The sequence below is a fragment of the Shewanella sp. SR44-3 genome, assembly GCF_014163735.1.
Classification (GTDB): domain Bacteria; phylum Pseudomonadota; class Gammaproteobacteria; order Enterobacterales; family Shewanellaceae; genus Shewanella.
In genome coordinates this window covers 12,357-27,134 of sequence record NZ_JACJDV010000014.1, presented here as the reverse complement: position 1 = coordinate 27,134, position 14,778 = coordinate 12,357, and the positions used below count along the sequence as shown (strand labels likewise).

The 14,778-nt window shown below is 42.7% G+C and carries 7 protein-coding genes; 2 read left to right on the top strand and 5 right to left on the bottom strand.

Annotation, left to right across the window (positions count from 1 at the left end):
* Genes H5073_RS09370 through H5073_RS09360 form a run of 3 tightly spaced genes read right to left on the bottom strand, consistent with a single transcriptional unit; the run spans nucleotide 1 to nucleotide 2,443 of the window.
* The gene (locus H5073_RS09370; protein ID WP_182679189.1) at nucleotides 1-528 is read right to left on the bottom strand and encodes a DUF4381 domain-containing protein; all 528 of its coding nucleotides are present in this window, start codon (nucleotides 526-528) and stop codon (nucleotides 1-3) included.
* Entirely contained in the window at nucleotides 529-1,464 is a 936-nt protein-coding gene (locus H5073_RS09365) for a DUF58 domain-containing protein (protein WP_182679187.1), read from the bottom strand.
* A gap of 22 nt (nucleotides 1,465-1,486) precedes the next feature.
* Nucleotides 1,487-2,443: a MoxR family ATPase gene (locus H5073_RS09360; protein WP_182679185.1), complete on the bottom strand. Its 957-nt coding sequence runs from the start codon at nucleotides 2,441-2,443 to the stop codon at nucleotides 1,487-1,489.
* A gap of 245 nt (nucleotides 2,444-2,688) precedes the next feature.
* Between H5073_RS09360 and fadI the strand changes: the two genes are divergently transcribed.
* Together fadI and fadJ are read left to right on the top strand one after the other, a co-directional pair.
* Complete coding sequence (fadI, locus tag H5073_RS09355) at nucleotides 2,689-3,999, top strand: acetyl-CoA C-acyltransferase FadI (protein ID WP_182679183.1); 1,311 nt, start codon at nucleotides 2,689-2,691, stop codon at nucleotides 3,997-3,999.
* A 5-nt stretch (nucleotides 4,000-4,004) separates the two neighbouring features.
* A complete protein-coding gene (fadJ, locus tag H5073_RS09350; protein ID WP_182679181.1) occupies nucleotides 4,005-6,131 on the top strand; it encodes a fatty acid oxidation complex subunit alpha FadJ in 2,127 nt (708 codons plus the stop codon).
* Nucleotides 6,132-7,303: 1,172 nt separating this feature from the next.
* Here the strand turns inward: fadJ and H5073_RS09345 are convergent.
* Together H5073_RS09345 and H5073_RS09340 are read right to left on the bottom strand one after the other, a co-directional pair.
* Nucleotides 7,304-11,659, bottom strand: a complete 4,356-nt coding sequence (locus tag H5073_RS09345) for an EAL domain-containing protein (protein ID WP_182679179.1) — start codon at nucleotides 11,657-11,659, stop codon at nucleotides 7,304-7,306.
* A gap of 170 nt (nucleotides 11,660-11,829) precedes the next feature.
* Complete coding sequence (locus tag H5073_RS09340; protein WP_182679177.1) at nucleotides 11,830-14,619, bottom strand: insulinase family protein; 2,790 nt, start codon at nucleotides 14,617-14,619, stop codon at nucleotides 11,830-11,832.
* Nucleotides 14,620-14,778 lie beyond the last annotated feature (159 nt).

Here is a 14,778-nt window from a genome sequence, read left to right as displayed (position 1 = left end):
CTATTCTCCAGGCTTTTTGCTGCTAAAATGGCTTGGGTTGCCAATTTGGTTTTGTTCAAAGGGTTTAGTATGACTTAACCAAGTTTTAGCCAGTCGCTGCAGGGCTTGTTTATCTTCGAGTGTCAGCCCTTGCGCTTGATGGCGTTTGATTAATAAAGGCCCAAATTGATGTTGATTGGGAGCTGGCATGCGACTATCTAACCATTCAAACCATTCATTGCCATTGAGGCGTGCGAGTTGTTCTCTGGGCAGGTAACTTAAGGCAGTACGTTTGAGTAAGGTGTTCACCTGTGCGGCAAACTCATCACTTGTGATGTCATAACTGTTTAACAGCGCGATAGCGGCTTTACGAGGGGCATGGTAACGCCGTTTAAGCATGAATCTACGCACGATCATGCCGATAACAAGTACCAGCAAAAATGCCAGTAACCAGTAACCCGGAGCTAAGGGTAAGTCGCTGATACTTGGTGGCAAAATGATGTCATCAAGCTGAGCTAAAATCGGATCGGTAGCAGTTTGAGGTTTCATCTAACGTAATTTATCCAATTGCGAACTTAAGGGCTGACTAGCGTCGATAAATCTAGGCTCGACTTTGATTTTTTTCATCAGTTGGCTAAAAGCCTGTTGCTGAGATTGCTGCTGCTTAAGCCAAATCTCATAGCTGTGTCGATTAAGCTCTAATTGTTGCTTGCCCTCGCGGACGGGCAAAGAGAAATGTTTAGGCAGGGCAAGCTTTCCTTCCCTTAGGGGATCGGTTATCACAAACGCACCTATATCACAGTGGCGAGATAATTCACTTAAAGGGCCAAGGCAGTCTTCAGACATATGTTGACCATCTGTGATGATCCAAATTAAGCTGCCAGGTTTTGCAATACGTTGCAGCCGCTGACAGGCTCTGAGCATATGTTGTGGATCTTGGGCTAGGTTGTCAATTTGAGTGAGTTGCCTCTGATGCAGCGACATCAAGGCTGACGTTAGCTGTAAAATACCTTGCCTGCGGCTTCGAGGTTTAAGTTCAAGATGCTCTGTTTCGCTAGCAATCAAGGCGCCCAGCCTATCGCCATGATTGATAGCACTCCAGCCCAGCGTTGCTGCAAGGTGCGCCGCTTGCACTGACTGAAGTAACAAGCTAGAGCCAAAATATAGGCTGTGGCTTAAATCCAGCAGTAGCAAAATGGGCCGTTCACGCTCTTCAATAAAGAGTTTAGTGTGTGCAACCCCAGTGCGGGCTGTGACCCGCCAATCTATGGTACGCACATCATCGCTATTTTGATATTGACGCACTTCGGCAAATTCCATGCCGCGACCTTTGATGCTGCTATTTCTGTGGCCTGAAAGCGCAGCGCTGGCCCGTGCATGGCGTTCAGGAATAGCGCGGGCAATATTTTGACAGGCAAGTAACTCTTGCTGGCAAAGATTCACGCCATCGCTAAATAAAGGTAATTGTGGGGGCAATAAACTCATGTCTTACTGGTTCTCAAGCCGATTAAGGCACGGCAACTTGGCTTAGGATATGGTTGATAACCCTGTCTGGAGTCACCCCTTCGGCTTGGGCTTGATAGCTGAGCAGTAATCTATGGCGCAGTACATTTGGGGCCACAGCTTGAATGTCTTCTGGGGAGACAAAGTCACGATTATGCAGCCAAGCACGGGCGCGGGCGCAGCGCTCTAACGCTATAGTGGCCCTTGGGCTAACGCCGTATTCAAGCCATTTGGCTAATTCGGCGCTGTAGCGCGCAGGCTCGCGGGTCGCCATCACAATTTCTACAATGTAATCCTCAAGCGGCTCAGCAAGATAAAGACCCATAGCTTGATCCCTTGCGGCAAACACATCGGCCTGTGCCACAGGTTCCGTGGTCGGCAAAGTATGAGTAATGGCTTCTTGACGTGATTGACGCAAAATCTGTTTTTCAGTCTCACCGCTTGGGTAGTCAAGATTAATGTGCATTAAGAAGCGGTCGAGCTGGGCTTCAGGCAGGGGATAAGTGCCTTCGTTTTCCAGTGGGTTTTGGGTTGCCATCACAAGAAACAGTTTAGGCAAAGGGTAACTGGTTTTACCCACAGTCACTTGGCCTTCGGCCATGGCCTCTAATAATGCAGACTGCACTTTAGCTGGAGCACGGTTAATTTCATCAGCCAAAATCAGATTATGGAAGATGGGGCCGGCTTCAAATTCGAAGGTGCCTGTTTGGGCGCGATAGATATCTGTGCCAGTTAAATCAGCGGGCAGTAAGTCAGGGGTGAACTGGATGCGATGAAAATCCCCCTCTACGCCATCACACAAGGCCTTAACTGCACGAGTCTTAGCAAGTCCTGGCGGCCCTTCTACTAATAGATGACCATCGGCAATTAAGGCGATAAGTAAATTTTCCGTTAGGACGGTTTGTCCTAAAATAACATTGTCTAAATAGGCTCTTAATGAATGAAATCGACTCAAAGGCATGATGATACTCAGTTTATTTAGTGTTTGTTCACGGTTATTTGGCCCATGTTAATGAATTTTATGGCACTTTGGCTAGTAGGATTAACACAAATTAACTTTTATCAAATAAACGGGTGTTTAAAACTTGTCAATTAAAAGTTAGAATCAGATCACACTTGTATGGTCAGACCAGAATGGTTGGCTGTAATGGATATGTCAGTTTAAGCCTCAATATGGGGTTTTCAAAATAATAAAGAAGGTGACAAATGAGTGACAGACAACAGGTAAAGAATGCTCGCGGCGAACGGATCGCGATTGTTGCCGGCCTTAGAACGCCGTTTGCTAAACAAGCGACAGCCTTTCACGGTGTGTCGGCCTTAGATATGGGTAAAATGGTGGTTAATGAGCTGATTTCTCGCTCTGAACTTGACCCTAAACTCATTGAGCAGTTGGTCTATGGCCAAGTGGTATTGATGCCTGCGGCGCCTAACATTGCCCGCGAAATTGTCCTTGGCACTGGCATGAATGTGTCAACGGATGCTTACAGTGTCACCCGCGCCTGTGCGACTAGCTTCCAGTCAGCGGTTAACGTGGCTGAATCTATTATGACTGGTAACGTGGAAATCGGTATTGCTGGTGGCGCGGATTCTTCATCTGTATTGCCTATTACTGTGTCTAAGAAATTAGCTCACGCTTTGGTGGATTTGAATAAAGCCCGTACCATGGGGCAAAAGTTTGCCATTATGCGCCGCCTTGGCCTAAAAGATTTAATGCCAGTACCGCCAGCGGTTGCCGAATACTCAACCGGTCTTTCTATGGGGCAAACCGCTGAGCAAATGGCTAAAACTTACGGCATTAGCCGCGCAGATCAAGATGCATTAGCGCATCGCTCGCACACGCTAGCCACAGAAACATGGAATTCTGGCCATCTTCGTGATGAAGTGATGACGGCCCACGTTGCCCCTTATAAGCAGTTTATTGACCGCGATAACAACATTCGTGAAAACTCAGTGCTTGAGTCTTACGCTAAGCTGCGTCCAGCGTTTGATCGCAAGCACGGCAGCGTGACTGCGGCAAACAGTACCCCGCTTACCGACGGTGCATCAGCCATCATATTGATGAGTGAAGGTCGTGCTAAAGCGCTAGGTTACCAGCCCATTGGCTATATCAAGAGTTATGCCTTTACTGCCATTGACGTTTGGCAAGACATGTTGATGGGCCCATCTTATGCCACACCTTTAGCGCTTAAGCGTGCGGGTATGGAGCTTGAAGACTTAACCCTGATTGAAATGCACGAAGCGTTTGCCGCGCAAACCTTAGCTAACATGCAAATGTTTGGCTCGAAAAAGTTTGCCGAAGAGAAACTTGGCCGTAATCGCGCCATTGGTGACATCGACATGAGCAAATTTAACGTCCTAGGCGGCTCGCTCGCTTACGGTCACCCCTTTGCAGCTACCGGTACCCGTCTTATCACCCAAGTGTGTCGTGAACTTAAACGCCGCGGCGGTGGTACTGGTTTAGCCACAGCCTGTGCGGCTGGTGGTTTAGGCGCAGCAATGATAGTTGAAGTGGAGTAAGCCTAATGGAAAAGACATTTAATTTAGCCCGCCGCGATGACGGCATCGCGGTGTTGACCATGGACGTCCCAGGCGAAACCATGAACACCCTCAAAGCCGAATTTGGCCCAGAGATAAGCACAGTATTAGCTGAGATAAAATCAGACTCTAGCATTAAAGGCCTAGTGGTTATTTCGGGTAAAGCAGACTCATTTGTTGCTGGCGCCGATATCAGCATGTTGGATGCTTGCATCAGCAGCGATGCTGCCAAAGCCTTATCACAGCAAGGTCATCAAGTGTTTGCCGAGCTTGAAGGGTTAAGCATCCCTGTGGTTGCAGCCATCAATGGTGCTTGCCTTGGCGGCGGTTTAGAGCTTGCGCTGGCGTGTCATTTACGCGTGTGTAGTGATGATGCTAAAACTATGCTTGGGGTCCCAGAAGTACAACTTGGCTTACTGCCAGGGGGCGGCGGCACTCAGCGTCTACCGCGCCTTGTTGGCATAACCACAGCGCTTGATTTGATGCTAACGGGTAAACAAGTGCGCCCTAAGCAAGCTTTGAAAATGGGTTTAGTTAATGATGTGGTGCCAAACAGTATCTTGCTTGAAACCGCGGTTAATTTAGCTAAAAAAGGCAAAAAAACGGCTGCGCCAGTGAAGAAAAGCTTCATTAATAAAGTGTTAGAGTCAACCAGCTTTAGCCGCGATATTATTTTCGATCAGGCGCGCAAGCAAGTTGAGAAGAAAACTCAGGGTAATTATCCAGCACCTGGGAAAATTATTGACTGCGTGCGTCAAGGATTAAACAAAGGCATGGTAAAAGGCCTTGAAGTTGAGGCCACGCATTTTTCAACTTTAGTGATGTCATCAGAGTCAGCGGCGCTGCGCAGTTTGTTTTTTGCCACCACTGAAATGAAAAAAGAGACAGGAGTCGACGGCGTCGAACCACGTAAAGTGCGTAAAGCCGTAGTGTTAGGTGGCGGCTTGATGGGCGGCGGTATCGCATCTGTTACTACCACTAAAGCCAAGATCCCAGCTCGCGTTAAAGACATCAATGATAAAGGCCTGAGTAATGCCTTAGCTTATGCTTATAAATTATTGGATAAGGGCGTTAAGCGCCGTCATATGACGCCATCTGCCCGTGATGGTTTAATGGCTTTGATGACCACAACCACTGAATATAAAGGCGTTAAAGATGCCGATATCGTGGTTGAAGCAGTATTTGAGGATTTAGCTCTTAAGCATCAGATGGTTAAAGATGTAGAGCGTGAATGTGGTGAACATACCATTTTTGCTTCAAACACTTCGTCTTTACCTATTGGTCAAATCGCTGCGGCCGCCGCGCGTCCTGAAAACGTCATTGGTCTGCATTACTTCTCACCGGTTGAGAAAATGCCGTTAGTTGAAGTGATTGCCCATGAGAAAACCTCGGCGCAAACTATCGCCACCACTGTGGCTTTTGCCCGCAAGCAAGGCAAGACGCCTATCGTAGTAAAAGATGGCGCAGGCTTTTATGTGAACCGTATTTTAGCGCTTTACATGAATGAAGCGGCGCAGCTGTTACTGGAAGGTCAGCGAATCGAACACTTAGATAAGTCATTGGTTAAGTTTGGCTTCCCAGTTGGGCCTATGACCTTGCTTGATGAAGTGGGCATCGATGTGGGCGCTAAAATATCCCCCATTCTAGAAAAAGAATTAGGTGAGCGTTTCCAAGCACCGAGTGCATTTGCCAAGCTATTAAATGATGACCGTAAAGGCCGCAAAAATGGCAAAGGTTTCTACCAATACGGCCCTAAAGCCAAGAAAGCTAAATTGGTTGATGAGTCTATTTACGGCGTGCTTGGGATCATTAATGCATCTAATAAAGACGGCAAAGAAATCAGCGAGCGTTGTAGCATTCAAATGCTCAATGAAGCGGTGCGCTGTTTAGAAGAAGGCATTATTGCTTCGCCACGGGATGGTGATATCGGCGCTATCTTCGGGATCGGCTTCCCGCCTTTCTTGGGTGGCCCATTCCGTTATATGGACAGCCTTGGGGCTGCACATATGGTGGCAAGATTAGAGCATTATCAGAAGCTTCATGGTGAGCGTTTCGCCCCAAGCGAGAAACTTAAAACCATGGCAGAAAGCGGCGAGACTTTTTACACTAAGTAGCTAATGTAATTAACTAATGTAAGTAACTAATGTAAGTAACTAAGTTATTGCTTAGCTTGAATGGCGGTTAAGAAAACGTCGAAAATAAGCTTAAAAAAAACGGCATTAATATGCCGTTTTTTTATTCTTAAGGAAAATGGTTGCCGTTTTATAAAGTCTGTTAGCGCTCGATTTTTAAGCTTATTTTAGGTATAGTGACGCCGCTAAAATACAGCTTTCGCTGCTATTTAACCTCCAGTCGGGTTAAGAGATGGATAAACGGTAGTGAATTGTCATAAAATTCAATATCTTACATTCAAACTTGAACGTTGCGCTGAAAATAAGGCGAATTTACGTGTCAATAGCTAGCCTATTGCAAGTCTTTTCGTGTAAAGGAATAACGCAGCTTTCGGTGTAAGTGTCTGTTTTATAACTATTTGTCATCAAACGTTGAGGTTGACTTAGGTTAAGCGAAGAATAAATGACAATGAAATGATGTTTACTGAAGTATGAGGTCACAGTGATATTTCTAATTATTCCCCTTTGGCTGGTGTCGGCCATTTTCTGCGGCCGAAGTGCCTTTAAACACGGACTAGGTGTTAAGCGCTGGAGTCTGTTTAGCTGCTTTCTAGGGCCGGCAATCTACCCACTGTTTATGACCCACAAACGCTTAGCGATAAAGCGTGCAAGTTTAGGCTCAAAGGGAAGGTTTATTTGCTAGTTTGAATACCCCCCGCAATAAAAAAGGAGCTTAAGCTCCTTTTTTATTAACAAGTGACTTATTTAGTGCCACCAAGCTTTAGCCTGGATCACTTCTAAATGCTCTAAGCCCTGAGGTAATTTAACTTTTTTACGAGCAGGCTTATAAAAACCAAGTGTTTTAAGCAGGGAATTTAACATATATCCGTTCTCCCTTAAGCCGTGAGTTGGTTGGTTGTACATTTTACCCATGGTATTCCCGCAACAGTAATATCTTTTACTGTATTCAGTGTTACTTGAGGTGATAAACCTTGTGTTATCTGTGAGGGGATATCCATATTTAAACCAGAATTTGAAACTGTGGCCAGTATTGCAAGTGTAATTAGTCCTTTGATCATTTCTTTATCTCTCTACTCAGGGTTCAGGTTATATTTATTTTTTGACTACTGAATTGAGATTTGCAGATATTATGCCAACTTGTATGTTTTATATAATTATTTGTTATTATCTTCTTGTTTATCTTTATTTGAGTCAGTGACTAACAATTGGGTGAAATCGGTTTCTGGCACCGGCTTGCTAAAAATATACCCTTGAACCTCTTCACAATTTAATGCTTTTAAAATAGAAAGCTGAGCGGCTTGTTCAACTCCTTCACCTACCACTGTTAGCCCCATGTTATGGGCGATAGTGATAATAGAGTCGACCATTTTTAAATCCATGTCTGACTTGTCGATATCATCAACAAAGCTTTTATCAACTTTAAGCCTATGAATAGGAAAACGCTTTAAGTAAGACAGTGATGAGTAACCAGTACCGAAATCATCCAGTGCTAGGCAGATGCCCATTTTTGCAAGTTGCTGCATAACTTTTATGGCGCTTTCTGGATTTTTAATGACAGTGCCTTCGGTTATTTCTAGCTCTAGGTTTGCTGCAGGCAACTGGGTTTGACGTAATATTGACTCGATACCTTGTACAAGATTTGGTAGAGCAAATTGTTTTGACGATAAATTGACGGCGATACGGCCGTTGAATATGCCTTGTTGGCGCCATTTTTGAGCTGCCGTGCAGGCTTTTCTAAGGACAATATCGCCTATCTCTATGATGAGACCACTTTCCTCAGCTAGGGGAATAAACTCATTTGGGGCAATGATCCCCAATTCTGGATGGTTAAGCCTCACTAATGCTTCCATGCCGGTGATTCTGTTTTGCTTCAGGTCCACTTTTGCCTGATAGTACACTTCGAATAAATCATCTTTTAACCCTTGGCGAATAAGGTTTTCGACTTCAAGTTGCCTTAACACGTTTTGATTGAGTGATTCAGCATAGAATTGGTATCGATTACCGCCGCCAGATTTAGCATGATACATGGCGATATCGGCTTTTCTGAGTAGCGCCTGTTCATTCTGCTCATCTTCAGGATATAAGACTATGCCTATGCTTAAGCCCACAACGAGTTGCTCAGACTCAATTGTGAATGGGGACTTAAGGCTCTCTATGATACTTCCCGCAATCGCAGCGCTAGATGCAATATCAGGGTTTTTATCCAGTAATATGGCAAATTCATCACCACCGAGGCGATATAAACTAGCATGAGAAGGAATCGTCGTCTGAATGCGCTCAGCAACCTTAATAATTAGGCTATCTCCGATTTGATGACCTAATGAATCATTGATGCGCTTGAAGTTATCAAGATCTAATACCATCAAGGTGTGATGTATGTCTTTTTTGACGAGATTACTTAAGGTGACTTGCAAGCTGGAGCGGTTAGCAAGGCCGGTTAATATGTCATTGTTGGTGAGTTTTCTAAGCTCTTCTTCTTGTAGCTTGCGGCGGGTGATATCAGAAAAAATGCCCACATAGTGACTAAATTGCCCTAATTCATCCTTGATGGCATCGATAGTCAGGGACATTAAAAATGTGGTTTCATCTGCTTTTAATGCTTCGATTTCGCCGCTCCAATAGCCTTGTTGAGCAATAAGACTGCGAATTTGAATGGAAAAAGACTCAGGATAAAGAGTAAAAGACAAACGCTCACCATGAAATGAAAGTTTTGTTCTTTGTAATAGCTCGCAACAAGCTGCGTTAACTTCAACAAATTGGTGATTAGCATCGAGAATAAACATACCTTCAGAAATGTTTTCAATCGCTCTGGCAAATAGCCGCAGCTGTTCTTCAGTTTGTTTGATATTATTAATATCTTTAATGGTTCCTGTCATTCGCAATGGCCGCTCATTATTGTCACGTTCAACAATTTTTGCCCTATCTAAAATCCACAGCCATTCATTGCTTCGATTTCTGACGCGGTAAGTGACTTCAAAATGTTCAGCCATGCCATTAAAGTGCTGATTTAATGCGAATTTTACTCGTTCTTGATCTTGCGGGTGTATATTACTTTCACCATCGACTTGACCTGAGCGTTGGCCATCCTGGGGGAACTCCAAGGTGCCCCAGATGTTAGAACGATAAATTTTGCCTGATTCTATGTCCCAATCCCACATTTCATCGCCGCTACCCCAAAGCGATAATTTAAGTCGCTCTTCACTTAAGGCTATCTGTTTTTGTACTTCTCTGCGCCGCACCATAGTTTTAAGCAATGCGCTGACGAATAGAAAGGTGAGTAGCGCATAAACAAATTTTGCTTCTAAAGATAACCACCATGGAGGGGTGATGATGACTTTAATTGATTTTGTTGGCCCTTGTTTTCCTGTGAGTTTATCAACGGCATAGACATTAAAAAGGTATTCGCCGTGGGACAGATTAGTATAGGTGGCTGAATTTACTTCTTTAGCAGGAAGCCAATTATTAGATAACCCTTGCATTTGATAATAAAATTCGACTTCATCAAATGTCTTTCCTGGGACGATAAATTTGAAGGAGAATGGGTAGTCAGAAAATTTTAAATTAACTTGCTTTGAAGAGCTAATTGATGTTTTTAATTGAGGGCTGGAACCTTTTTTAACAATGTTAAATAATGAAAAGCTTGATAGTAATACCGATGGTGCTTTCTCTTGATTTAAATGCTTCATAATTTCGTGGGTATTTAATATGCTTAATCCATCGACACCACCAAAAATAATATTTTCATTTATATCCAACATGGATTGAATGTTGTAGTCTGTTTGAGCGCCATTGTTAACTTGTAATATATGCTTTTTTTGTGTTTCTATATTTAAGATGATGATCTCGCTGTTTGATGATGCTGAAAGGTGATCGTCTTTGATATGAATTGCGTAAATGGCTTTGTTTCCCGCGTGAATCTCTTTAGTCTCATTGCTTATTTCGTCAATTGACAATAATGCTGTTCTTGTTCCTACATACAGTTTGTTTTTATATTTTTTTATACTTGTTACCAAATCGGAGCTGAATATTTTTTTCCTGCTTGCTTTTGATATCTTCATTAATCCGCTTTGTGATGCGATCCACATGTTTCCATTGTCATAGAGTATATCGTAAATTGGGCTGTCATCTTTACTGCTTAATGTTTGAATTACTTCTTGGTTTAATATTTTTAGTATCTCACCATCAATTGTTCCAGCAATTATTAAATCCTCATTATCACTTAGAGTAAGTGCTGTGACATGGAGGCTCGATATTTTTTTATTTTCATAGGTTACTAAGTTCGTAATATACAGCCCATTGGATGATGCCGTGTAAAGGGCGCCTTTGAAAGTGATGACTAACTTAGGACCAAATGATGCACCGACATCAACTTCTCCTTTTAGCTGCATGTTTCTATTAAAAATTTTAATTTTTTCATTATCATCGGCTATGAAAATTGAATCACCATCACTAGATTTTGCCATGGACCAAATATTTTCATCTATACCATGTATCTTTCTTACTAAGTTACTGTTTTTTTTAATTTGTAAAAAACCTTCATTTGTTTTTGTAATAAGAGTAGATTCTGAAACCTCTTTGATTAACGAACCTCCAAACTCCTTTGGGTTATCACTCAATACTCCTTGTGATTCTTCACTCTCAGGGGTGATAATTTCACCATTATGTATGGATATTAATTCGTTGTCGCTTGTTCTTTTTGAAAAATTATAATAAACATTATTTGACAAATGTTTTTTACTATTTAAAGATGATTCGTATAGACCATTGTTCAGTGCAATAATTAGTTTTTTTTCAGTATCGACCATGTCAAGACTGTTTTTTTCAAATAACTTTAAGATATTATTTTTATAGCTAAATATTTCTCCGTCATAATTTCTTATGTAAATGGTTTCCGCTATAGATATAACTTTTTTTACTTCTTTTAATTGTTCGTTTTTTATTTCACCTCCAGGTTGGATAAGGATTTTATTATTCATCCCAATAAAGACTTTATCTTTTGATAAGGATAGAGACCAAATAGGTGAAGTTAATTTCTCATTGTTAACATAGAAAGGATAGAATTTTTCAGTATCATTGTTGTAAACGACTAAGCCTGCATCTGTTCCAACGAGTAAATTACCTTCACCATCGATCAATAGACTTCTTATGAATGAGCTGGGCAAACCGTTGGAGTCATCTGCAAAAAAATGTTCAAAATTAGTGCCATCGAAACGATTTAATCCATTGAGAGTCCCTATCCAGATGTAACCAAACCTATCTTCGACCATGCTATTAACTCGACTTTGAGACACTCCTTCTGCAATATTATAACTATCGTAATTTAACTTTATTTTGAATCTATTGTCTTTATTTACCAATTGTTTTTTGGTAGGTGGTTCTACTCTGGAATTGATATCTGACAGGTTGGTAGATGCTGTTTGAGCCCCAAAGGCTAAAACTGAGCTTGGATAAATAACCATGTAGCTACAGAAAAAAACTGTAAAAATAGCAAGAAAACGTGAGATGGGCATAATATTATTCTTATTTTGGTCGATGCCGATTAACCTCCCACTTTTTCAGAAATGATGACAATTGTCAAAACCTTGTTGCAATTATTTCTCAATAGCAATGTTATTGCCGCTTAACTATGCAGAGTTAAGATTAAAACCAACTGGATTTAAGTGTCAGTTGGTTTTGTGAATTAAAAATCAAACTTATCAGAATACTTTTTAAAGTGGTTTAAATCGGTAATCATCTCAGCTGAACGTAAAGGTTCATGCTGTTGATGCTGTACCCCCTGATTAAATAATACTAAGCGATTGCAATGTTTACTGCGCATCTGTTGCATCATAAATTTAATTAAGTCAGCTCGAGTGAGTCGCTTAATTTGTGCAACCACCATTTCACGCTGATCAAACGAATAGTCTCTGTTGCCTAAACTCACCCAATAGCGCTGGCTGCGGGTTTTAAGGTTAGCATCATGCTCCATTATTTGATTAATTAAGCCAAGTTTGGTGCTTTCCCATTGCTCATTAGTGATTTGCATTACGGCATAGTTAAAGTCGGCAATAAATTCATCTATGGCTTCCAGTAGTTGCTTTGGCCCAGCGGTAGGGGATTGAATATAAAAAATCATTCCAGGGTGGCGATTAAGCGGTAAGTAACCCGTGCCAACCATATAACCTAATTGCTTCTCTGTTCTAAGTTCATGGAAAAAAGTCGATGACATGGTGTGATTAAGCAGGGTGAAAGTGGCCATATTTTCAGGTGTCGATGACACTGCTTGATAATATAAAATAATTGCACTGTCTTGATGATGAATAGAAAGTTCACGCATCACTGTGCCTTTGTGGGCCATATTAACCAGTTCTCTGGCTGCTTCTTTGCTGGGTTTTGAGACTAACGACAACAAGTTTTGCAAGCGCTTACTGAGCTGCTTAGCCTCGCTTTCTAACCAATCACCATAGACTAGGCCTTCAAGGTAAATCTTTTCATAGAAAGCGCTAACATGATCATGCAGTTGGGCCAGTTCCACATGTTCAAGGGCTATGGCCATTTGACTTGGCTCATAGCTGCGCTGCTGTAATGTCACGGTTAAACCCGTAAACAGCTGAGAAATCGGCTTTGCTTGACTGGCGTTACGCCAACTGCGAAGTAATTGATTTTTTATAGTATCGAAGCGTTCTTGAGTAAAGTTTCGCTCGCGGGCTTTGTGAATGACTAAGGACAACAAGGTCTCTTGGTTGCCGGTAAACCCAGTCAAATGCAGGGTTATCCCGCCTTGATGGGGATAAATGTTGTAATTGAGCCCAGCGACTTCGGCCTGATAGGTGGCTTCTGTCAAATAGTCCAGCAGCATCTCGACATACAGCCGGGTGAGCGCAGCATGTAACGGGCTTTTGCTGGCCTGGTCAGAATCAAGTGACAGGTACATGTGACCTTTTGGCACATTAAATTCATCATCTTTTTTGTGCCATAGGCGATAAGCCGGACCTTCTGCCACCAGCCTTGGATGAATGCAGCTACTTTTTTCAGCCCGCGCTTGTGGATTTGCAACAATAAAGGGATTTTTTTCAGGCAGCGCTAATCCTTCTCTAATGCTATTAACCTTCCACTTGCGCAAACGCTCGGGAGCTATGTCAGCAACTGCATAGGGAGTATGGTACCAAGCGGCTTGCCTGTCTGTGGTGAGCTCTTTTGCGACCACTTGCAAGCGCATGTTGTCAGGCCTTAACAAGGATAACAACATAGTGGTTTCATCGTTATCGAAACCATCCATTCGATAGTCACCATAGACCAAATCTTCAGGGCGATAGTGATGCATGTTAATGCTTAAATGGCTGGCAAGATCTAAGGCTTTTATTTGTTCTTGATAGCGGAATGCGGTTTCTAGCAAATTGGCCCGCTCTTGATAACGCCAGGCCTCAAGTCCTTGAGTGCTGATAAGGTTAATGTATTCAAAGGCACAGGCGACGACTTCATCCAGCTCTTGCAAGCCTTTGTCGGTTAACTGAACTGAAATATTGTACTCTTTGAAGTTATAGCCATTCATGCCGCCACCAGCGGACAAATTATTGGCAAGCCCTTGACCCTTCAAATAAGACAATAAACTGCCTGGGCTTTCATTACCTAGAAGATGGCTAATAAAAGTGAGCGGCTTACGGCGGTAAAATTGATCAATTCCTGGCAGTGCGAAGCTTAAATTGACTCGTTTTTGATCTTTTAAGGGCACTATGCTGATTTGCTTGAGGCGCTGTGTGTCGGTAAGAAACGGCTCTTGTGGGTACTGTCTTTGACGCTGAGTATTGATTATGCTGCCAAAATAGCGTCTTGCTAGCCCTTCGAGTTCATCTAAAGACAGCGGTGCCACTAAGCAAAGCGTCATCACATTAGCGCTGTAGCGTTCGCGATAAAATGCCAACAGCTCTTGTTGAAGCGTGGCTTCATCTCCAGCTAAGGTCTCAAGATTACCCACGGAAAATTTAGCAAAAGGATGCGCTGGATTTACGGACTCTTTTTGAACTTGATAGACGCGGCGAATATCATCTTTAAGCTTTAAGCTAAATTCAGACTCGATAGCATGGCGTTCTCTGTCGACTAAGGCTAAATCAAATTTTGGCGAAATAAAAAACTGGCTAAATCTATCCAGTGACGGCTCAAAGGCGTCTGCATCTATACTGTAGAAAAAGTTGGTTTGCTCTGCGCCTGTCCAGGCATTATTACTGCCACCATGTTGGTTAATAAAAGCATGGTACTCACCAGCGTCGGGGTACTTTTCTGTGCCTAAAAACAACATGTGCTCTAAAAAGTGTGCCATGCCAGGTCTGGTTGCTGGGTCGTCAAAATGCCCCACACCGACAGCCATAGAGGATGCGGCCTGAGCCGACTGCATATCTTCTACCAATAGCACCTTGAGCTGGTTTTCAAGCAACAGGTATTTGTATTGGCGATGATCATTTGGACTTTTATGGATAGTAGGCGTTAAAGACAAATCTGTGCTCCCAGTAACGCAGTGGATAAACCATCAGGCTGAATAAAATTATCAGCTTAAACATCAATCTGCTTATCTTACTCTGCTTGGTAATAGATTTCAGAAGCTAAAGTTAATTATTTTGTGGAAAGAATATATTTAACTCGACAACCTAGCTCA